The organism is Nitratifractor salsuginis DSM 16511 (assembly GCF_000186245.1).
Classification (GTDB): domain Bacteria; phylum Campylobacterota; class Campylobacteria; order Campylobacterales; family Sulfurovaceae; genus Nitratifractor; species Nitratifractor salsuginis.
This window is the reverse complement of record NC_014935.1, coordinates 146,865-167,404: the sequence shown is the minus strand read 5'-3', so window position 1 is coordinate 167,404 and position 20,540 is coordinate 146,865. Positions and strand designations below refer to the sequence as shown.

Here is a 20,540-nt window from a genome sequence, read left to right as displayed (position 1 = left end):
ATACGCACCGAAGCGCCTTGGTCTAATGTGGAGTAATTATACTGGAACTTTTTTAACCGGCCGTTAGCTACGGCTCCCCGAGGCGAGCCACGATTCACGGAAACGTCTCAGGGCCTCGTGCCCCGGCCGGAGTCTGGCCGCCTTGGCCACGGTGACGAACTCTTCCGTCGCCCGATCCAGATCGTCGTTGATGATGAGGAAGTCATACTCCTCCAAAGCCCGGATCTCCTCTTTGGCGTTCTCCAGGCGGCGGCGCACCGTCTCCGGATCGTCGGTACTGCGGCTCAGCAGGCGCCGCTCCAGCTCGGCGATCGTCGGCGGCGTGATAAAGGCGGAGGTGATCAGATCCCCCATCTTCGCCCGCGCCAGGCGATGCCCCTGCACATCGATATCGAAGATCACCAGTTTCCCCTCTTCGAGGGCTTCCCGGACCGGTTTGAGGGAAGTACCGTAGTAGTTGCCGTGGACCTGGGCATACTCCAGAAACTCCCCTGCCGCGATATCACGCTCAAAGCTCTCTTTGTCGGTGAAATAGTAGTCCACACCGTGCACCTCCCCCTCTCTCGGGGGTCGGGTGGTGGTGGAGATGGAGAAATAAAAATCACCGATCAGGGGCTCCGCCCGCTGAATGATCGTGCTTTTGCCTGCTCCGCTGGGACCCGAAAGGATCAAGATCGCTCCGCTCATCGCTCCTCCTCAGGAAATTCGATCGTCAAATGGATACGGCTGCCCTGAAGAAGCTGTCGCAGTTTTTTGACTTTGCAGCGCTCCAACAGGTCCAAAAACTCTTCGAAATCGTAGGAATCTCTCCGGCCCACCGTCTCTTCCGGCTCCGAAGAGGCCTCGCTCTCCATCTCCCCTTCCAGCAGACGTCGGATCCGGAGGATCTCCTCTCTGTCGAGAACTTCCGTCTCCGTTTCCTCTTCGATCCCGGCAAAACTGTTCAAAGGCACCTCTTCGTCGAACGCTTCAGCTTCCTCCTCCGTATGCAACACCGCCTCACGGATATCCTCGGGAAGGAAAGGTTTGGGGATGATCCGGTCATAGAACTCTTTTTCGGCGGGCTCCACCATCTCTCCCAGGAGGATCCGGCGGGAAGCCAGGAGATGCTCGAGCCCAAGGGCCCGAAGCTCCTCGGCATAGTGATCCTCTTCAAACACAAGATCGTAGCGGTCGTAACGGGGCAGGCTCCTCGGTTCGGGGATCTCCAGCTCCACGGCATCCAGCCCTCTGAGCCCGAGCTTCACCAATTCCTGCACGACACGGTTACGACTCAATAGCAATACCCGCATAGAGCTCCTTCTCGATTCGAAATAATAAAAACATATTATAACGTGCCGGGTCTAAAGGGAGTGCTTTCAATATTTTGAAAAGTTTGGGGAAGATAAAAAAGGGGTGGTACGCCCGTCAGGATTCGAACCTGAGACCTCCTGAACCGCAATCAGGTGCTCTATCCAGCTGAGCCACGGGCGCATATTTGAGAGCAGAATAATAGCGGGATTTAACTTAATAGAAACTAAATCCGGAGAAAAATCATCTTTTGAGCAGCAGGTCCATTGGTCCGAAAAGCTCCCAGGCTTTCTCATTGACGATGAACGTATGGTTGTAAGGGTGTTCCAAAGCGACCTGGGGCAATCCCCGGGCGCTCTTTAGCTTTTGGACTTCCCGGGCGTGGGCCCCAAAGAGGATCAGCGTGGGGCCATAGGCTTCAAACCCTTCCAAAAGTTTCTCGATAAACGCTCTCCATGCACGGATATGCCTGCGCGATTCCTCTTTGCTAGTAAAGAGCAAGGCCATATTGAGCAGCAAAACGCCGGAGCGTTCGAAGTTCTCCCGCAGCTCCCTCATCTGGGAGACCAGCAAAGTCTTATCCAATGCGGCGATCGCCTCCTGGGAAGTATCCCGAGGATCGAGGGAACCCCGTGCCACCAGGGCCATCTTGATAAAGTTTCTCAGACTGGTCGCCCGGTTGACCTCCCTGCTCAACCCGCGGGGAGAGAAGATCTCCCGGACCCTGCCGTCGATAAAGGCGTAACCGATCGCGCTCTCGGGGCGGGGGTATGGGTCTTGCCCAAAGAGGATATAACGCACCTCATTGGGCCTAAGCGTGGAGAACGCCGCCAAAAGCCGATCGCGGGGCGGAATATATCCCTCCCCCGCCGCCATCCACTCCAAATAGGAATCCTCCAGTGTCATCAAAGCAGGCAAGAGGATCGGCTCCCACTCCTCATCCACCCCGTTGAGGCGCAATAACTCTTGTAATTGGTGTATTGGTCTATTTGTGTATTTGTTATTGGTCATTGTGTTATGTACTAAAAGCCCTCTATTAAGCGATCATTTGCCACTCTACCGCCTGATTTTCTGTTGCTCATTACTCGGTTACTAGTTACTAGTTTCTAGTTACTCATCCAACTGCCACATCGAGCACGACTAATGCGAAGAAAACAAAACCGAGATATCCGTTGACCGTGAAAAAGGCCCGATCGATCTGGCTGAAATCCTTATGGACGAGGTAGTGCTCATATCCCAACATCAGTGCCGAAAAGAGTACCGCCGCCTGGGCCCAGATTCCCAGTCCGGCACTCAGGACAAAGGCTTCCCAGCATAAAACGGCGACAAGGTGAAAGAGTGCCGCCAGGAGAAGAGTCCCCCGAGCTCCCAGGCGTGCCGGGATCGAATGAAGACCATGCTCCCGGTCGAACTCCATATCCTGCAGACTGTAGAGCAGATCAAATCCGGCGACCCAGAAGGTCACCCCCGCCGCCAGCCAGAGGGACCAGACGGGAATGGCATCGCTCACCGCGATCGCCCCCGCGATGGGAGCCAGGCCCAGCGAAAGTCCCAGGACCAGATGGGCCAGGGCACTGAAGCGTTTGAAGAGGGTATAAGCCCCCAGAATAATCAGAATCGGGACCGAAAGTCTGAACGCCAGATCGTTGATGGCCCAGGCCACTGCGATGAAAGCGAGGGCATTGAGGAGAATAAATCCCAGCATCTCCCCGGTGCTGATCCGTCCGTCGACGGAGGGACGGCCTTTCGTCCGCGGGTTGAGGGCGTCGATGTCCCGGTCGAGATAGCGGTTGACCCCCATGGCAAAATTTCTTGCCGTCACCGCCGCCAGAATGCCCAGGAAAAAGAGGCGCCACCCGAACCATCCGTGAGCCGCCACCACCATCGCCACGAAAATAAAAGGGAGGGAAAAGACCGAATGCTGGAACATCACCAGTTCGGAGAGATCACGCAGCTTGCCCTTCAAGCCATTCTTTGCCGTTGTCATTTGGACGGAAATTTCCTTCGTTGGAGTTATCTTTATGAGAAAATAGACAAACGGTATCTTACAGTTATTTTACTGTTTTCCATAATATTTTATCTTCTTCGTTTTCGGCACTGTGAACTTTGACAAAACAGTCCAAAACGATGAAAAGAAGGTTGCGAACGGGATAATTCGTGCCCTCGACTCCCAGGACACACGACCGGATATCGATCGTCGGGGTCTCGGAGTGCATCGCTTTGGCCAATCTTTTCAGGAAATAGATTCCCCCATCCACCTGCGTCTCCTGGCAGAAGAGCACACAGATTTCCCTCCGGTCATCCAACTCGTAAAGCAGATCCGTTTTGCGCTTATGCTTTTTGAGGAATTGTCCCAAATTCTCCATTTCCGCTTCAAGGACAATGATCGAAAAACTGTTGAGCCTTCGGGCTGAGAGGAGATAATAAAAGAGTTCGAGAGGCGTCTTCCCCTTTTCATAGAGTGAGATCCCTAATTTCAGAATCTCTTCATCATAGAGACGGACCTGGGTATTGTCGTATTTTCTTGGCATTTTTCTCCCCTCTCTGTGGATATAAGCTATCGATTATAACATATTGGTTAGATTCTGATTTTCTGTCACTATGTTATGATTCCTTCATGAAAGATCCTTTGAAACAAATCGCGCTGATCGGCCCCACCGCGAGCGGGAAAAGCGCGCTCGCCCTCGAACTGGCGGAACGGTTTCACGGCTACATCCTCTCCATCGACTCCCTTGCTATCTACAAAGAGATCGATATCGCTTCGGCCAAACCGACACGGGAAGAGTTGGCGCGGGTTCCCCATTTCGGCATCGATTTGCTTCGCCCCGACGAACCCTTCGACGTGACACGCTTTATCGCTCTATACAAGCAGGCGGCCCGACAGGCGGCCCTGGAGTCGAAACCTCTGATCCTGGTCGGAGGAAGCAGCTTTTACCTCAAAGCGCTCATCGACGGGGTCAGTCCTTTGCCGGAAATCTCGGAAGAGACTTCTCAAACCGTAGATCGATTACTTCAAAATCTCTCCGACGCCTACCGTCTACTTCAGGAGAGAGCCCCGCACACCGCCGCACGCATCTCCCCGCAGGATCGGTACCGTATCGAGAAATCTCTCCTGATCCTCCTAGAGACAGATGAAGAACCTCTGGAGTATTTCAAACGAAACCCGCCCGTATCTCCTGTCAGTCTCCCTCTCCCCCTCTATGAAGTCTCCAGGGAGCGGAGTGAACTCAGGGAACGTATCGCTCTGCGCACTACACAGATGCTCGAAAAGGGACTGATCGACGAAGTCGCCCGGCTGGAATCTCACTACGGCAGAGCGCCTCAATCAATGAAGGCTATCGGAATCGCGGAGGTGCTGGATTACTTCGACGGGCGGCTGAACCGCTGCGAGCTCGCAGAAAAGATCACGACCAATACTGCGCGACTCGCCAAACGACAAAGCACCTTCAATCGGAGCCAGTTTGTCTACGTGAGACGGGATGTACCCGAAGCGCTTTACCGGGAGATTTCAGACTATTTCGGGAAAGAGAGTTGAGTTGAATGAAGAGTACCCCGGAGGGGTGAATCAGTAGCCGCTGACACTCACCATATAGGTGACGTAGTTCAGCAACGGCTGGATGATGAAGATCGAGAGTGTGGTCACCAGAGCCGCGATCCCCACGATAAGGACCAGAGGCTTCGATTTGTTGGCTCCGACGAGCTCATTGCCCGGGACGGTGGGTTTGAGGAACATATAGACGATCAGTTTCAGATAGTAGTAGGCGGCAATGGCGCTGTTGAGCGCCATAATGACTGCCAGCCAGATGTAGCCGGCATCGACCGTGGCGCTGATGACATAGAGTTTACCCCAGAAGAGGCTGAAGGGAGGAACGCCGGCCAGAGAAAGCATAAAGACCGCCATGATCACCGCCCCCATCGGCGCGGTATGGACCAGACCGGAAAACTTGATATAGGGGTGATGGAAGCGCTCGTGGTGGGAGGGGTGTTTCCGGCGGCTGATCCAGAGCATGGTAAAGGCCCCGAGGTTGGTGAAGAGGAAAAGGCCGTAGTAGAGGAAGATACTCGAATAGGCCTTCGTCGTATCCAGGGCCAGGGCCGCCATAACGAAACCGGCGTGGGAGATGGAGCTGTAAGCCAGCATCCGTTTAACATCTTCCTGGACCAGGGCCATCATATTGGAAAGGGTCATCGTCACGATCGCCAGGATGATGATCGTCCAACGAATCGCTTCGACACCCATATCGACGTAGAAACCGAAGACCCGCATTGCGACGACCATCATCGCCACCTTGGGCACGATGGACATATATCCCGCCATCGGGGCACTGGATCCCTCATAGACATCGGGGGTCCAGAGGTGGAAAGGCATCAGAGAGACTTTGAAGCCGATCGCCACCATCAGGAGGACTGCCCCACCGATGAGCGGCAGGAGGATCCCGGGCTCATCCATTCGGGCGGTAAAGACTTTGGCGATGCTGTAAAGCTCGACCGAACCGGTCAAACCGTAAAGGACGGCGGCTCCCATCACAAAGAACCCTGCCGCCATCGCCCCCATGGTGAAGTATTTGATCGCCGCTTCATGCGAGCCGGGAGTATTGTGCATAGCGATCAACGTATAGAGAGCCAGGGAGGCAGTTTCCAGGCCGATGAAGATCAGAATCAGGTTGTCACTGGCCACCATAAACTGGAAACCGGCCACCATAAAGAGGAAAAGGGCGAAAAACTCCGGATAGGAGAATTCATGGAAGCGCTTCGAAGTCAGGGCCAGAGGCAGGAAGAGCATCGAAGCGATGAGGATAAGCAGCTGCGATACCACAGAGATACCGTCCTGCAACATCACATTGAAAAAGCCCCGCTCGTTGATGCTCAGGCTCAATGTCGCACCGAAATCCACAAAGAGCACCAGGATCGCCAGCATCACGTAGAGTGACTTATGCAGATCTTTCTTGATCAGGTCGATGATCAGGATCAGCAGTGCCCCCACGACGGTGACAAGCATCGGTGAGAGTGTGATGAGATTCAGGGACGCCAGGTTGATTTGAATCGGCTGTACCATTATTTCGCCTCCTTGGTGCTTCGGCTAACGTGAATGATCTGTTTGGCTTCCGGAGTCTGAGCCTTCTGCTCCATAAAAGCGACCAATGCTTTGACGCTGTTGTCGATGGGGCCCAGAACCGGTTTGGGATAGACCCCCAACCAAATGATGATCGCGACCAGCGGAATCAGTGCGGTCAATTCGCGGGTATTGAGGTCTTTGAGTTTTTTATTCTCTTCTTTGGTCACCGGACCGAAAAAGCTCTTCTTGTAAAGAGAGAGCATATAGACTGCCCCGAGAATGATGGAGAACCCTCCCAGAAACGCCAGGATCGGAGAGACTCTGAAGAAACCGGCCAGGGAGAGGTACTCCCCGACAAATCCGATGGTCAGGGGAAGGCCGACGGAGGCCATCAGTGTGATACCATAGATCACCGCATATTTGGGCATCACGGAGGCCAGACCGCCGAACTCGCTCATCAGCTTGGTATGGCGCCGGTCATAGATCACGCCAACCAGAAGGAAGAGGGCTCCGGAGACGATCCCGTGAGAGAGCATCAAAAAGACCGAACCGGTGATTCCCTCAGGGTTCATAGCGAAAATCCCCAGAATAATCACTCCCATATGGGAAATGGAGGAGTAGGCGATCACCTGCTTCATATCCTTCTGGGCATAGGCAACCATCGCCGTATAGATGATCATGATCACCGCGATCACAGCGATCGGTGTGAGATAGAGTACCGATGCGTCAGGGAAGAGCGGCAAGGAGAAACGGACAAAACCGTAGGTTCCCATTTTCAGCAGCACCGCGGCCAGGATGACCGAACCGACGGTGGGGGCCTGTCCGTGAGCATAGGGCAGCCAGGTGTGGAAGGGGAACATTGGAACCTTGATCGCGAAACCGAGGAAGAAGGCCCAGAAGAGCCACTTCTGCACCGAAATAGGCAGGACCAGCGCGTACCAGTCGGTCAGCGAGAAGCTCCATACACCCGCTACCGAGTGATAGATGTAGGCGATGTAAAGCATCCCCACCAGCATGATCAGGGAGCCGGCGAAGGTATAGAGGAAGAACTTGATCGCCGCATAGAGGCGTTTTTCCCCACCCCAGGCACCGATGATATAGAGCATCGGTACCAGAGAGAATTCCCAGAAGAGGTAGAAGACAATCGCATCGAGGGAGAGGAAGACGCCGACCATCGCCACTTCCAGGAACAGCAGGGTGATGATCATGTTCTTGAGATCCTTGATCTCCCCGAGCGCGATGATCCCCAGCAGGGTGATCATCGCCGCCATAATGACGATGAAGAGGCTGATTCCATCGACCCCTACGTAGTAGTTGATCCCGAAATCGGGAACCAGCGGAATGAATTCGATGAACTGGAAGCCCGGATTGTTGCTGTCAAAAGCGAACCAGAGCCAGAGCGTCAGCAGAAATTCGATGGCCGCAACGGTGATCCCATAGACACGGATCGAATCTTTCTTGACGACAAAGCCAAGCATCGCCGCTACCAGCGGGAAGAAGATCAATACACTTAAAATATTTTCCATTTCCTTCGCTCCTTACTGATTCATAGCGACGAAGATCGCCAGGATCGCCAGCAGCAGTGCACCGGCCGCCATCCATTTGAGATAATCGGAAAGATTTCCGGTCTGGATCTTCCGAGCCCCGTCTCCTGACTCTTCGACCACACGGGCAATTCCGTCAACCGTCGCGTCGACAACCTGCATATCGATCTCTTTCCAAGCGATATCGGAGAGTTCCGCGTAGGGCTTGGTAAAGACTTTTTCATAGAGGATCGGAATGTAATACTGGTTGATCAAAACCCGATAGGGCAGGCTCTTTTCGATCTTCTCGTTGCGGCGCAGACGCTTGGAGTACATGACAAAGGCCAGAATGATCCCGCCGATGGCGATACTCAGAGTGACGACGGTCAAAATCCAAACCATCTCCTCGGTATGCTCACTCATCTCGTAAGCGGGGAGCAGATGGGTGACGAACTCCATAAATTGCTCTTTCCACCATCCGAAGATCACCGCGAGCAATCCCAGGGGGAACATGGCCCAGAGGACATAGTTCTGGACTTCATGGGGATGGAAACCGTATTTCTTGTAACGCTCATCGCTCCAGAAGGTCAGGAAGACAAGCCGGAAACTGTAGAAAGCGGTCAAACCGGCGGTAAACCAGAGAACGAACCAGATTCCGTAGGTGTGCTCGTTGAAAGCGGCCTCCAGGATCGTATCCTTGGAGAAGAAGCCGGCGAAAGGCCAAATCCCGGCGAGGGCCAGCGAGGCAACTCCCATATAGAGGTAGGTCCAACGCATCACTTTCTTCAGCCCGCCCATCTTGAAGATGTCCAGCTCATCGTTCATCGCGTGCATGACGTTTCCGGCTCCCAGGAAGAGGAGCGCTTTGAAGAAGGCATGGGCCGCAAGGTGGAAGAGGGCCACCCAGTAGGCGCCCAAGCCCGCAGCGGCGAACATATAACCCAACTGGGAAAGGGTCGAATAGGCGATGATCCGCTTCAGATCCCGGTTGACCAGCGCCATCGAAGCGGCAAAGATCGCCACAAAGGTACCCAAAACGGCGATGAAATAGCTCACCTCGGGAATCTGGCTGTAAAGGGGGAAGGAGCGGATCACCAGATAGACGCCGGCGGTAACCATCGTCGCCGCGTGGATCAATGCGGAAACCGGTGTGGGGCCCTCCATCGCATCCGCCAGCCAGGTGTGCAGAGGGAACTGTGCCGATTTACCCATCGCCCCGACGAAGAGCAGGGCCCCGATCAGGACCAGCAGCGAATGACTCATATGAGGTACGGCCGCGAAGACATCCTTATACTGGAGCGATCCGACGTTCCAGTAGATCAAGAAGATCCCCAACAGCATCCCCAGGTCCGCGATCCGGTTCATAATAAAGGCTTCGTTGGCCGCCCAGGAGGGGGAGATGGAGGGGTTGACATCCCGGGTGACATCGGGCTTGTGATACCAAAAGCCGATCAGGAGCCAGGAACAGACACCGACCCCTTCCCATCCGATGAAGAGTCCCAGGTAGTTGTCGCTCATCACCAGGACCAGCATCGAGAAGACAAAGGCGGAAAGATAGCTGAAGAAGCGGTTGAAACCCTTGTCATGCTCCATATAGCCGTTGGAATAGATATGAACGACCGTAGAGACCAGGGTCACCACCACCATCATCACCGCCGTCACCTGATCGACGGTGAAGCTGAAGGGAATCGACATATCGCCCGCTACGATCCAATCCATCAGTCGGACGTGAACGGCACCGAAAGAGTGGACATGCTTCAAAAGCAGGACCGAGGCGACAAAAGAGACAAACAGCAGCAGGGACGTCACAACTCCCGTCAGCAGGGTCTTGGGGCGCATTCCGAAAAGCGCCGCGAAGAGCGAGCCGACCAGCGGTGCAAAAAGTGCAATATAGACCAGTGTTTCCATCCCCTACCCCTTCAACATGGTGTAATCATCAAGATCGAGCGATCCGTACTTTTTATAAAGCAGGATCAGCAGACCGAGGCCTACCGCCACTTCACTCGCCGCGACGGCAATGATGAAAAAGGCGAACATTTGGCCGCTCAGGTCGTTCATAAAACTTGAGAGCGCTGCAAAGGCCACATTGGCGGCATTGAGCATGATCTCGGTGGCAAAAAAGAGCATCAGAAGATTTCTTCTCCGTATCACCCCGATCACGCCGATACTAAACAGTATCGCCGAGAGGATGAGATAGTCGCTCAATCCAATCATCGTTCATCCTTTTCATCACTGGTTTCCAATTTGCTGTCGTCGATTTTCGAAAGACTCCGCTCCATCTTTTTGCCGGCGAGGATAATCCCGGCGATCATCGCCACAAGGAGCATCACCGCGGCCACTTCAAAGGGCACGAGGTATTTGGTAAAGAGCACCAATCCGACCGCGTGGGGGTTGTCCATACCGTCCGCCGTGGGGAAGAGTGCCTGAATATTGTGTCCGATCTGCGGCGCGGCGAAGATGACGACCAGCATCACAGCCGTCAGTCCCCCGAGCAAAAAGACCAGGGCGGGATGGGAATGGCGTTCTTTGATCCTGCCGGTCGCATCGAAGAACATCATGGCAAAGGCGTACAGGGCCATCACCGCTCCGACATAGACGATGAGCTGGACCACGCCGAGGAAGTCCGCACCCAGGATGAAAAAGAGCCCGGAGATCAACACCATCCCGGCCGCGAGGGAGGTCATCGCATAGAGTATGTTCTGGCTCAGGACCGTGACCAGGAAGAGTGCCGTGATCAAAACGGCGAAAAAGTAAAAGGCAAAAGTTTCCATCATGACTCCTTAATAGGCCAGCGGTGTTTTTTTGATCTTCTCATCCGCATCGGGAGAGACGGCGCCGAATCCGGGATACTCTTTTTGATTGGCGAGTTGATCCAGCGGAGTGAGCATATCTTCGAAGAGGGCATATTCCGCCCGCTGCTCACTGGCGACTTCGTAGCGGCCCCCGTGAACGATCGCCAACTCGGGGCAAACCTCCGCACAGTATCCGCAGAAGATGCAGCGCCCGAAGTTGAGCGTATATTCGCTTACCTCTTTACGCTGATTCTCATCATAGCGGGTATCTATACGAATGCAGTTGGCGATACAGATCTTTTCGCAGAGCCCGCATCCGATGCAGCGGTAGTGTCCGCTCTCCAGCAGCCGCTTCATCTCGTGGATCGCACGATATCTCGGTGCGATGGGCAGCTTTTCGAAAGGATATTTGATCGTATGCATCTCCCCCATAAAGAGCGCTTTGATCATCTCCCGGAAGGTAACTTTGAGCCCGGTAAAGAGCTCCAGTTGGACGCTGCGGCGCACGACCCGTTTGAAGCGTCCCCATCCGCTCTCGGGAGTGGGCTCCAGGTCGAGCATTCGATAATTTTGTGTTCCGACATTGCGGTTTTTGAATTCTTCAAGACTCATGGCCACTCCTTAAAACATCATTACGAGACCGGTCAGGGTCACATTGATTACCGCCAAGGGCATCAGGACTTTCCAGCAGAGCCACATGAGCTGATCGGGCCGGACATGGGGCCAGGAGGCACGGACCCACAGCATCAGGAAGAAGAAAAAGCTCACCTTCAGGATGATCGCCAAACCTCCGGGGAGGAATCCCCAGCTGTTGAATCCGCCCAGGAAAATGAGGGAAGCAAGGAAGCCGATGGTGATCATGTTGGCATACTCACCGATAAAGAACATTCCCCAGCGCATTCCGCTGTACTCCGTCGCATAACCGGAGACCACTTCCGCCTCGTGCTCCAGAAGGTCGAAGGGGGTCCGGTTGGTCTCGGCAAAGCCGGCGATCAGGAAGAGGACAAAGGCCAGGGGCTGTTTCCAGATGAGCCAATCCCCCATTCCCCCGCTCTGATAATTGTTGAAATCGATCAGCGAGAGGGAGCCGACGATCATTACGGGAGCCAGAATCGAAAGGCCGGTGACCACTTCATAGCTCAAAAACTGAACCGCGGTCCGCGCCGCACCCAGCAGACCCCATTTGTTGTCCTGGGCCATACCGGCCAGGAGGGGTCCGTAGAGTCCTGCCGCCATCATTCCCAGGACGAAAAGCAGTCCGATATTGATGTCGGCAATGATGGGGCGGACGGTGACACCGAAAATCGTAAACTCCGGAAGCATCGGAACGGCGGCCAGCGCGATAAAGGCGGTGGCTGCTGTGATGATCGGCGCAATCATGAAGATGAGGCGATTGGACCCGCTGGGAATAAAGTCCTCTTTGGTGAAGAGCTTGATTCCGTCCGCAAGGATCTGCAAGAGGCCATAGGGTCCTACGTGTGTGGGCCCGAGCCGCCGCTGCATAAAGGCCAGGACCTTCCGCTCGATATAGGTACCGAATCCGGCCAGAGCGGAGATGATCGCCAGGACCAGGGCGGCCTTGATAATGGTTCCGATAATGTATCCATCCATGACTTACACCTTTTTCAGAGTTACGTTGGCATAGCGGTGATCGCCGAAGAGCGTATAGACATCCGCCGCCGCTTTGAAATCGGGGACCGCGACGATCGGTCCGCTCATCCGCTCATCTGCGACCACATCCAGGGTCAGAGCGCCCTTCTCGAAGACCGCCTCGACCCGCTCTCCCAGCTCTTCGGCCCGCTCCGGCGATGCATAGAGCGCGAAGGCTTCGAAGATCTGATGGGCCTTGTCGGTAAAGTCGTTGAACTGCCGCTGGGGATTGCACCGGTAGGCGACCTCCCCTTCGAGGACGGCCTCTTCGGAAGCCGGCTCCGCCTCAGCCTCGGCAGGCGCACTTTTCAGAGCGGTCAGGGCATATCCCCTGATCTCCGTCCCATCGTTGAGGAAACCGTCGCGCAGATCATCAAACGCGACCGCCTGGAAGCCTTTTTCTACGGGCAGTTCCATCGTCCAATCGACGGTCAGGCGTTTGCCGAGCCCCAGCGCGTTCATCAGGTCGTTGAGCTCGTATCCGCCATACTCCAGCGCGGCGTTGGTGGGGACCACACGCTTGTTCATCGTGGTCATCGTCCCCTCCTGCTGGTTCATCGCCGGCATATCCAGATCGCCGTCTCCCAGGGCACTGAGCCGGAAATCGCCGGGCTGGTTGTATCCGACGGTATAACCGGAAGCTTCATCATCCAGGTCGCAGATGAGAGCGACGCCCAGAGCGTTGGACTTGGGCGGGATCATCGCCAGCTTCATGCCGCAATACTTCTCCGCCAGGGCCGTCAGCTTCGCCAGATTCTCCCAGCGGGGATGGCCGTAGAGGTCCTCCCCCACGATCAGAGCGAAGGACTCTTTCTTCTTCATCATCTTTTCGAAAGATTCGGCGAAGGCGACAGGGTCAAGCCCCAGGCTCTCGGCCAAAAGGTTGTGGTCGTATTCGACCTCCTTTTCCACCATCTCGGGGACCTTCTTACTGACCTCTTTCTCTTCTCCGGTCTCTTCGTCCTTGACCTTCTCCTTCACCGTCTTCATCACCTTCTCTTTGACGGTGCGTTTGCGGGTCTCGTGGAAGGAGTCGAGATAGTCACGGATCGAGTCGGGAAGCTCCTCCCGCTTGGCGAAGAGGTCCAGGACCAGGTAAAGCGCCGCCTCTTCCTGACCCGGTTTGTGGGTGATGCACTCGACGCTTTTGCCGAAGGTAGGCACCAGGGTATCCCCCACCGGATGGAAATAGAGGCCCGCCCCTTTGTTCATCTTCTGAACGTTGTTGAAGGCGTAGCGGGCATTGGGGTTGTCGTTGCGCAGCGCGGCGCCGACGCTCATGACGAAGTCGCTCTCCTTCATAATCTCTTTATAGTCGGCACCGTAGAGACTTTGGCCGCTTGCTTTGGCATAGGCTTGGAGGAAACGCTGGAAAGGCCGTACTTCGGGGTTGTAGAGGCGAACCCCTTTCTCCTCCTTGAGGCGCTGAAGCATCAGGGCCTCTTCGTTGCTGATCATCGAGGGGAAGCGGATCGTTTCGGCTTTTTCGAGTGCCTTGACCGCCCGGTCGAAGGCTTCGGGATCTTTGCTCACATCACGGTTCTCGTAATCGTATCCGAAGCGCCCGGCCCCGCAGAGGGATTGGAAGTTCCACTCGTTCTTGACCCGGAAGATCATCTCTTCAGGATTGTCGATGGAGGTGAAGCGGGTCTCGTAATAGAGATGGCAGCCGCTGGAGCAGTGGGCGCAGGTCGCCGGGATACTCTTGAGCTCCCAGGGGTTGGCCTTGTAGACGAAGTCCCGCTCGGTCAGAGCCCCGACAGGACAGACCGCCGTACACTCTCCACAGTCGGAGCAGTTGGTATGCTCGGTGCCGTTGCTGGGAACGATGATCGACTTTTGGAGCTTGTTCCACATCGCGTAGGCATCTTTGGGCATCATCTCCTTGTACTCTTTGTCCACTTTGTCACCGCCACGGGGACCGGTCTTGAGGGCGCTATCGCCGATCATATCCTTACAGACCGTCACACAACGCTCACAGACGATACAGAGCGCCGCATCATAGTGGAGCACCGTCGACCAATTTTTCACTTCACGTTTGGTATCGGCGATGGCGTAGTGCTGGGAATCAACCCCCATCTCCAGGGTATAGTTCTGCAGCTCACACTCTCCGTGCTGGTCGCAGACCCCACACTGGAGGGGGTGGTTGACGTCGTAGACCTCCATAATCGCCCGGCGCTCTTCGAGGATCTCTTCAGTGGTGGTGACCACCTCCATCCCCTCTTTGGCCTTGGCGTTACAGGCGTAGACACGCTTCCCGTCGGCTTCCACCAGGCAGAGCCGGCAAGCCAGGGTGGGAGAACAGCGTGTCAAATAGCAGATGGCAGGGATGAAGATACCGTTGGCGCGCGCGGCATTGAGGACGTATTCCCCCTCCGTCGTCCGGCATTCCACCCCGTCGATCTTGATCGTAATCTCGTTTTTACTCATCGGCCTTCCCTGTCTTCTCTATTTTTACGGGACTGAATCTATAAGAGGATATCGCAAAGCTCCTTAGCCCCGTGTCGAATGTCGGGTTGATCGCGATCGTCCCCTTCATAGACGTATCAATCCGAAACACCCGCTCATATGTGATCCCATCCTGGACGAAGCGCACCCGGTCACCGTCGGAGAGCTTGGCGGCCATCGCGAACTGTGCCGAGCCTCTGAGAATCGCCTCCTCCCGCAACTGATGGGTCTTGGCGGTGAAGGGGGAAAAGTGCCGGTCGGGATTGCAGCGATAGAGGATCGTCCCGTCGTAACTCTCCAGCTCTTCGGGCTCTTCGGGCACAGGGAAAGGGACCTCCTCTTCCTGACGCTCCAGCAGATAACCGCGGAACTCCCTGCCCACGGCATCGAAGTAGTCAGGAAGATCGTCGAAAGCGATGGGCTGATACCCCTCCTCGGCAGGGAGCTCGGGGGTCAAGTCTATGACGTGCTCGAACGAACATCCCAACCTTCGGGCGATATCCGCCAACTCCCACCCCGCATAGGGCAGGGTCGGATGGGTGGGCACGACGCGGCCCTCCAGATTGGTCAGGGTCCCCTCCTGCTGGTTCATCGCCGGCAAATCCAGGTCCCCGTCGCCCAGCGCCGAGAGGACGAAGTCCCCGGGGGTATTGATGCCCACCGTGTACCCTTGCGCCTCGTCGGCCAAATCGTCGATCAGTGCGACCCCCAAAGTATTGGAAGCCGGGGGAATGACCAGCAGGCGGAAATCGCTGTAGCGTTCGATAGCTACCAAGAGCCGGGCGATGTTTTCGACCCGCGGATGGTTGTAGAGATCTTCCCCCACGATGAGGGTGAAGCCCCGCCGTTTCCAAAGCGCCATCTTGAGCTGATCGAGCTCCTCTTCCGAGACATTGCTCTCCGCGCTCAGGTACCCGATATCCAGATCATCCAGATAGGCCGTCAAATCCTCGGGCGCCCGGTCCCGGTCGACCAGCAGCGTAGCCAGCAGCGCGGCAACGCCCTCTTCGCTGCCGGGTTCATATTTGAGGTATTGGGTCACCTGGTTCTGCAGGCGCGGATCTTCCATCGGATGGCAGTAGATCACCTGGGCCTTTTCCCGGCGCCCGGCAGTCGCCACGGCGAACTTGACCATCGGAGCATCGTCGTAGAGGCGGGTTCCCAGGGTAATGATCGCCCGGCTCTTGCGAACCGTTTCGAGATTCGCCGAAGGGAGGGAGCGGCCGGAGGCTTCCCGATAGGCCCGCAGGAAGCGCTGGAAGCCCCTTGCTTCGTCGCAGACCAGTTTCGCCCCGGTCTTTTCGGCGATGCGCCGCAGTAACAGGGCCTCTTCGTTGCTGATGACCGAAGCGAAGCGAATCGTTTCCGCCTTTTTGAACGCTTCGACGGCTTGCTCGAGCTTTTGGGGATCTCGGCTCGCCTGGCGGTTTTCGAAATCATAGCCGAAACGCCCGGCCCCGCAGAGGGTGCTGAACTCGAAGTCGTTGGTCACCCGGTAAATCTTCGGCTCGGGATTGTCGATGGAAGTCTGCTTCACTTCGTAGGTCATTTGACATCCCGCGGAGCAGTGGGCGCAGCTGGCGGGGATCTTCTCCAGCTCCCAGGCGTTGGAGGTATATTTGAAATCGGTGCTCACCAGGGCCCCGACGGGACAGACCGCCATACATTCGCCGCACTGGGCGCAATCATCCAGATCCCGGGTCGCGACGATGGTCGATTTGTATCCCCCGGTCTCGATGGCCAGCGCGTCGTCCCCGATGATCTCGGTACAGGTGCGCACACACTTTTCGCACATAATGCAGAGGGAAGGATCGTAACTGATGAAGCCCCAGTTCTGCACCGGGCGATACTGATCCTTGGCGGCGAATTCCTGCTCTTTCACCCCGAATTCGAGGGTCTTGTTCTGCAGGTCGCACTCACCGCTCTTGTCGCAGACCCCGCACTCGAGGGGGTGGTTGACATCGTAGAGCTCCATAATCTTTTGGCGCTCCCGGAAGAGTTTCTCTCCCCCGGTACGGACCACGGCTCCATCGACCGCTTTTTCCATACAGGAGAGGATCATTCCCTCGACCCCTTCGACCTCCACCACGCACATCCGGCAGGAGCCGATGGGCTCGACCTTGCTCAGGTAGCACATGGTCGGGATGTAGATCCCGTTGTTCCGTGCTGCCTGGAGGATCGTCGTCCCCCACTTGGCCGTAATCTCTTTGCCGTCGATGGTCAGGGTAACCGTTTCGGGCATCTTTTTACGCTCACTCATTTCACACCGCCACCATCGAAATGTAGTAACAGCGCATACAGCGCTCCGCTTCGGCGATCGCCTGTTCACCCGTGAAGCCCAGGTTGACTTCCCGGTTGTTGTCCCGGCGCTCTTCGACGCTCAGCTTTTCACTCTCCTGGCGCGGGATACCGGGCATCCAGCCGGTGACCTTCTCGTTTTTGTCGTAGACTTTGAGTTTGTTGAGGTGATCCTCCATAATCTCCTGATCCGTCAGACTCACTTTGCCGTCATAGATATAGCGGCTGATCACCGAGGCGGCCCGTTTGGCCTGGCCCACGGCATTGACGATGGTCATCGGACCGTATTCGCAGTCTCCCGCGGCGAAGAGTCCCGGACGACTGGTCATATAATCCCGGCCGTTGGTGAGCAGGGTATTCCAGCTGGTGAGCTTGAGGTCCCACTCTTCTGGCAGGATGCTCAGATCGGCCGCTTGGGAAACCGCCGGGATGAGCCAGTCACATTCGATCTCGAAATCGGCCCCTTCGATCTTTTCCAGTTTGGGACGTCCGCCATCGGGGTTGGGCACCAATTCGTAACGGTTGCAGATCACCTTCTTGAGCTTGTTGTTCTCATCCACGATCCGCTCGATGGCGGCATGGAAGATAAATTCCACTCCCTCTTCGACCGCTTCGTGATACTCTTCGTAGGTGGTGTTGCGGATGATGGTCTTCTCATCCCTTCGGTAGAGCATAATGACCTTTTTGGCCCCCTCACGGATAGAACAACGCACGACGTCCATGGAGGTAAAGCCCCCTCCGACACAGACGACCGTCGAATCCTTGAGCTTCTTGGAAGCAGGTTCCCCGATGCCGTATTTGTTCCAGAGGTTGACCTGATCGAGCATTTGAATGGCCGGCCAGTACCCTTCCATATCCTCACGTTCGTTCTCGGCACGTACCTTTTTGGAGAGACGGGTTCCGAAGGCAAGCAAGACCGCGTCATATTCGGCATCCAGCTCTTTCAGCCGCTCGGCATCAACCCGATGATTGGTGTGGACATCGACCGCTTCGAGGGAGGTGACTAGTTCAATGTCTTTATTGTACTTATCAATGGGCATCCGGTATTCGGGAACCCCGACCGCCACTTCGCCTCCCAGGACGGGAAGCTCTTCGAAGATATCGACCTTGATCCCTTCCAGGCCGAGATAATAGGCCGCAGTCAACCCGGCAGGGCCTGCACCGACAATGGCGACCTTCTTGCCGTCGTTACGCAGAGGCTTGGGCTCCTGAGGATGGAGAAAGCCCAGGTGATGGTCCGTCTCGTAATCGGCGCCCAGTCGCTTGAGCTCCATAATGGAGATGGGCTCGTCCAGATTGGCCCGCCGGCAGGCATCTTCACAGGGATGAGGACAGACCCGGCCGCAGGTATGGGCCAGAGGCATAGTTTGGCGGGTCGCCTCCAGAGATTCGGTGAAGACCATATCCCGCACCCCCTCGATGTAGGCGGGAATATCAACATGGGAGGGGCACATGTCCGTACAGGGGGCCGTCACTTTCGCAATGTAATTGAGGTCATCCAGATCGTAATGGGGTGATTTACGCTGTTCGGCGATGCAGGTATCGAACTGCTCTTTGTAGTGCTCCATCAAATCCAGGATCGGCTTGGGAACCGTGCGGCCGATTTCACACTTGGAGGTGAGCATCATGGTCTGGGAGACTTCACGGAGGTGTTCCACATCGGCGAAGGAGCCTTCCCCCCGAGCGATCTTATCCAGGAGATCATAGAGGATGCGCCCGCCCCAACGGCCCGGAGCACAGCGGCCACAGGCTTCCGAATACTTCTGATAGGTCGCGGCATACTCCGTCGCCAGACGGACGGCGTCGATCTCCTCATCGAAGATCGCCACGCCGTCCCAACCGATAAAGGCTTTGGAGGGTTTCCCCTCATCGTAGTTTTCCGGGAGCTTGAATGCCGACTCTTCCCACTCTTCCCGGGATTTCCCTCGATTGTCGATGGATTCACCCCGCCAGGTGGAGAAAACGACCTTCGCCATCAGTCGCCCTTTCGCTTGACCACGATGGTCCAATCCACTTCATTGAACTTCAGTGAGTTCATCAGTTCGTGGCCATGCTCTTTGACGAGATCCGCACTCTTTTGAATGGGAGAAAAGTCTCCGACCTCGAAAAGAAAGATCCCCACTTCTTTGGGCTTGAGGTCGGTCTCGATCAATTCGATCATCCGGTCGTAGAAGTTGTCGTGAAGGTGTCGCAGGTCGTATCGTTTCATACTCGTTCCTTTTTCTGTTCGCTTCGTACCGTCTGATCTATCGGTCTACTTCACCGAAAACGATGTTGGTGCTTCCGATGATGGTAACCACATCGGGAATATAGGTGCCAGGCAGGATGTCCTGCAGGATGCCGGTATGGAAGAAGCTGGGTGCCCGTGCTTTCAGGCGGTAGGCATAGGGTTCACCTTCGCTGCGGATCCAGAAGCCCAGCTCCCCTTTGGGGGATTCGGTGGGGGCATAGACCGTTCCCTTGGGAGGCCGCATCCCCTGAGTCACCAGAACGAAATGCTGCATCAGAGCGTAGTTCTGGGTCATGATCTCCTCTTTGGGCGCGGAGATGTACTGGGGCGCATGGGCCATGAGCTGAGACTCGGTACCGGCGTACATTCCGATGAGTTGACGCAGGATCCGTACCGACTGTTTCATCTCTTCCATATAGAGCCGGTAGCGGCCGTAACTGTCGCAACGGTCGCTCACGGGAATATCGAAGTCGAGTTCCCCGTAGAGTTCATAGGGCTCCTCTTTGCGCACGTCATACTTGATACCCGATCCCCGGAGCATAACTCCGGTGCATCCCCACTCCAGCGCCTGCTCAGGGGTGACGATCCCCACATCCTCCAGGCGCATTTTCCAAATCCGGTTCTCTGTCAGCAGGTCTTCGTAGAGTTTGATCTGCTCGGGCAGGCGATCGATAAAGTCGGTCAACTTGGTCAGCCACCCTTCGGGAAGATCCAGGGGCACACCGCCGATACGCACCGCCGAATGGGTCAGGCGGGCACCGCAGTAATCCTCCATCAGATCCATCGCGTACTCCCGCTCCCGGAAAGCATAGAGGAAGATCGACATCGCTCCTACGTCCAGAGCGTGGGTCGCCAGGAAGAAGAGGTGGGAGATGATCCGGTTGAGTTCCAGAAGCATCGTCCGGATCACCTGGGCCCGCCGGGGAACTTCCAGGCCGATCAGCCGCTCTACCGCCAGGGCAAAAGCATAGTTGTTGGAGGTCGAAGCGATGTAATCCATCCGGTCGGTGGTGGGGAGAAACTCGTTGTAGATCATATTCTCCGCCATCTTTTCGATCCCCCGGTGGAGATAGCCGATATCGGGATGGGCTTTGACCACCTGCTCTCCCTGGAGTTCCAGGATCAATCTAAGCTGACCGTGGGCGGAGGGGTGCTGAGGACCGAAGTTGATCACCATCGTATTGTCGTCACGCTCGAAATTGAGGTTTTCGAAGAAGGGTCTGAGTTTGTTGGGCTGCTGCTGCATGACGGCT

18 protein-coding genes and 1 tRNA gene are annotated in these 20,540 nt (G+C 55.9%); 1 reads left to right on the top strand and 18 read right to left on the bottom strand.

Features of this window, described 5'->3' with window-relative positions; all coding sequences use genetic code 11:
- Positions 1–63: 63 nt before the first annotated feature.
- From gmk to NITSA_RS00910, 6 genes are all read right to left on the bottom strand, one after another.
- Entirely contained in the window at positions 64–687 is a 624-nt protein-coding gene (gmk, locus tag NITSA_RS00935) for a guanylate kinase (RefSeq protein WP_013553147.1), read from the bottom strand.
- On the bottom strand, positions 684–1,292 hold the full coding sequence (locus NITSA_RS00930) for a hypothetical protein (RefSeq protein WP_013553146.1): 609 nt from the start codon (positions 1,290–1,292) through the stop codon (positions 684–686). The genes gmk and NITSA_RS00930 overlap by 4 nt, the downstream gene beginning before the upstream one ends.
- A gap of 104 nt (positions 1,293–1,396) precedes the next feature.
- Positions 1,397–1,473, bottom strand: a tRNA-Arg gene (locus NITSA_RS00925).
- Positions 1,474–1,533: 60 nt separating this feature from the next.
- Positions 1,534–2,250: a uracil-DNA glycosylase family protein gene (locus NITSA_RS00920; RefSeq protein WP_245526305.1), complete on the bottom strand. Its 717-nt coding sequence runs from the start codon at positions 2,248–2,250 to the stop codon at positions 1,534–1,536.
- A gap of 154 nt (positions 2,251–2,404) precedes the next feature.
- The gene (mqnP, locus tag NITSA_RS00915) at positions 2,405–3,277 is read right to left on the bottom strand and encodes a menaquinone biosynthesis prenyltransferase MqnP (protein WP_013553144.1); all 873 of its coding nucleotides are present in this window, start codon (positions 3,275–3,277) and stop codon (positions 2,405–2,407) included.
- A 64-nt stretch (positions 3,278–3,341) separates the two neighbouring features.
- Entirely contained in the window at positions 3,342–3,821 is a 480-nt protein-coding gene (locus tag NITSA_RS00910; protein ID WP_013553143.1) for a hypothetical protein, read from the bottom strand.
- Between the two features lie 86 nt (positions 3,822–3,907).
- Here NITSA_RS00910 and miaA point away from each other — a divergent pair, with 86 nt between their 5' ends.
- A complete protein-coding gene (gene miaA, locus NITSA_RS00905; RefSeq protein ID WP_013553142.1) occupies positions 3,908–4,825 on the top strand; it encodes a tRNA (adenosine(37)-N6)-dimethylallyltransferase MiaA in 918 nt (305 codons plus the stop codon).
- 30 nt (positions 4,826–4,855) lie between these two features.
- On the opposite strand, the gene nuoN is transcribed toward miaA, so the two are convergent.
- Genes nuoN through nuoD form a run of 12 tightly spaced genes read right to left on the bottom strand, consistent with a single transcriptional unit; the run spans position 4,856 to position 20,533 of the window.
- Entirely contained in the window at positions 4,856–6,346 is a 1,491-nt protein-coding gene (gene nuoN, locus NITSA_RS00900; RefSeq protein WP_013553141.1) for an NADH-quinone oxidoreductase subunit NuoN, read from the bottom strand.
- Entirely contained in the window at positions 6,346–7,872 is a 1,527-nt protein-coding gene (locus tag NITSA_RS00895; RefSeq protein ID WP_013553140.1) for an NADH-quinone oxidoreductase subunit M, read from the bottom strand. Before NITSA_RS00895 ends, nuoN begins: the two co-directional genes overlap by 1 nt.
- Positions 7,873–7,884: 12 nt before the next feature.
- Positions 7,885–9,777 carry an NADH-quinone oxidoreductase subunit L gene (gene nuoL, locus NITSA_RS00890; protein ID WP_013553139.1) on the bottom strand — a complete coding sequence of 631 codons (1,893 nt, stop codon included), beginning with the start codon at positions 9,775–9,777 and terminating at the stop codon, positions 7,885–7,887.
- Positions 9,778–9,780: 3 nt separating this feature from the next.
- Positions 9,781–10,083 (bottom strand): NADH-quinone oxidoreductase subunit NuoK, encoded by a 303-nt coding sequence (gene nuoK, locus NITSA_RS00885; protein ID WP_013553138.1) that lies wholly within the window; start codon positions 10,081–10,083, stop codon positions 9,781–9,783.
- Positions 10,080–10,643: an NADH-quinone oxidoreductase subunit J gene (locus NITSA_RS00880; RefSeq protein WP_042203551.1), complete on the bottom strand. Its 564-nt coding sequence runs from the start codon at positions 10,641–10,643 to the stop codon at positions 10,080–10,082. The genes nuoK and NITSA_RS00880 overlap by 4 nt, the downstream gene beginning before the upstream one ends.
- A 6-nt stretch (positions 10,644–10,649) precedes the next feature.
- Positions 10,650–11,273 carry an NADH-quinone oxidoreductase subunit NuoI gene (nuoI, locus tag NITSA_RS00875; protein ID WP_013553136.1) on the bottom strand — a complete coding sequence of 208 codons (624 nt, stop codon included), beginning with the start codon at positions 11,271–11,273 and terminating at the stop codon, positions 10,650–10,652.
- Between the two features lie 9 nt (positions 11,274–11,282).
- The gene (gene nuoH, locus NITSA_RS00870; RefSeq protein ID WP_013553135.1) at positions 11,283–12,272 is read right to left on the bottom strand and encodes an NADH-quinone oxidoreductase subunit NuoH; all 990 of its coding nucleotides are present in this window, start codon (positions 12,270–12,272) and stop codon (positions 11,283–11,285) included.
- A 3-nt stretch (positions 12,273–12,275) separates the two neighbouring features.
- Positions 12,276–14,741 (bottom strand): NADH-quinone oxidoreductase subunit G, encoded by a 2,466-nt coding sequence (locus NITSA_RS00865; protein ID WP_013553134.1) that lies wholly within the window; start codon positions 14,739–14,741, stop codon positions 12,276–12,278.
- The gene (locus NITSA_RS00860; protein WP_013553133.1) at positions 14,734–17,019 is read right to left on the bottom strand and encodes a 2Fe-2S iron-sulfur cluster-binding protein; all 2,286 of its coding nucleotides are present in this window, start codon (positions 17,017–17,019) and stop codon (positions 14,734–14,736) included. The genes NITSA_RS00865 and NITSA_RS00860 overlap by 8 nt, the downstream gene beginning before the upstream one ends.
- 1 nt (position 17,020) lies before the next feature.
- Positions 17,021–19,033: an FAD-dependent oxidoreductase gene (locus NITSA_RS00855; RefSeq protein WP_013553132.1), complete on the bottom strand. Its 2,013-nt coding sequence runs from the start codon at positions 19,031–19,033 to the stop codon at positions 17,021–17,023.
- Positions 19,033–19,266, bottom strand: coding sequence for an NADH-ubiquinone oxidoreductase subunit E family protein (locus NITSA_RS00850; RefSeq protein WP_013553131.1), 234 nt, complete (start codon positions 19,264–19,266; stop codon positions 19,033–19,035). Before NITSA_RS00850 ends, NITSA_RS00855 begins: the two co-directional genes overlap by 1 nt.
- 37 nt (positions 19,267–19,303) lie before the next feature.
- Complete coding sequence (gene nuoD, locus NITSA_RS00845) at positions 19,304–20,533, bottom strand: NADH dehydrogenase (quinone) subunit D (RefSeq protein WP_013553130.1); 1,230 nt, start codon at positions 20,531–20,533, stop codon at positions 19,304–19,306.
- Between the last annotated feature and the right edge of the window lie 7 nt (positions 20,534–20,540).

Excerpts from the sequence above, each read along its gene's own strand:
- gmk (WP_013553147.1), bottom strand. The coding sequence starts at position 687 with ATGAGCGGAGCGATCTTGATCCTTTCGGGTCCCAGCGGAGCAGGCAAA.
- NITSA_RS00930 (WP_013553146.1), bottom strand. The coding sequence starts at position 1,292 with ATGCGGGTATTGCTATTGAGTCGTAACCGTGTCGTGCAGGAATTGGTG.
- mqnP (WP_013553144.1), bottom strand. The coding sequence starts at position 3,277 with ATGACAACGGCAAAGAATGGCTTGAAGGGCAAGCTGCGTGATCTCTCC.
- NITSA_RS00910 (WP_013553143.1), bottom strand. The coding sequence starts at position 3,821 with ATGCCAAGAAAATACGACAATACCCAGGTCCGTCTCTATGATGAAGAG.
- miaA (WP_013553142.1), top strand. The coding sequence starts at position 3,908 with ATGAAAGATCCTTTGAAACAAATCGCGCTGATCGGCCCCACCGCGAGC.
- nuoN (WP_013553141.1), bottom strand. The coding sequence starts at position 6,346 with ATGGTACAGCCGATTCAAATCAACCTGGCGTCCCTGAATCTCATCACA.
- NITSA_RS00895 (WP_013553140.1), bottom strand. The coding sequence starts at position 7,872 with ATGGAAAATATTTTAAGTGTATTGATCTTCTTCCCGCTGGTAGCGGCG.
- nuoL (WP_013553139.1), bottom strand. The coding sequence starts at position 9,777 with ATGGAAACACTGGTCTATATTGCACTTTTTGCACCGCTGGTCGGCTCG.
- nuoK (WP_013553138.1), bottom strand. The coding sequence starts at position 10,083 with ATGATTGGATTGAGCGACTATCTCATCCTCTCGGCGATACTGTTTAGT.
- NITSA_RS00880 (WP_042203551.1), bottom strand. The coding sequence starts at position 10,643 with ATGATGGAAACTTTTGCCTTTTACTTTTTCGCCGTTTTGATCACGGCA.
- nuoI (WP_013553136.1), bottom strand. The coding sequence starts at position 11,273 with ATGAGTCTTGAAGAATTCAAAAACCGCAATGTCGGAACACAAAATTAT.
- nuoH (WP_013553135.1), bottom strand. The coding sequence starts at position 12,272 with ATGGATGGATACATTATCGGAACCATTATCAAGGCCGCCCTGGTCCTG.
- NITSA_RS00865 (WP_013553134.1), bottom strand. The coding sequence starts at position 14,741 with ATGAGTAAAAACGAGATTACGATCAAGATCGACGGGGTGGAATGCCGG.
- NITSA_RS00860 (WP_013553133.1), bottom strand. The coding sequence starts at position 17,019 with ATGAGTGAGCGTAAAAAGATGCCCGAAACGGTTACCCTGACCATCGAC.
- NITSA_RS00855 (WP_013553132.1), bottom strand. The coding sequence starts at position 19,033 with ATGGCGAAGGTCGTTTTCTCCACCTGGCGGGGTGAATCCATCGACAAT.
- NITSA_RS00850 (WP_013553131.1), bottom strand. The coding sequence starts at position 19,266 with ATGAAACGATACGACCTGCGACACCTTCACGACAACTTCTACGACCGG.
- nuoD (WP_013553130.1), bottom strand. The coding sequence starts at position 20,533 with ATGCAGCAGCAGCCCAACAAACTCAGACCCTTCTTCGAAAACCTCAAT.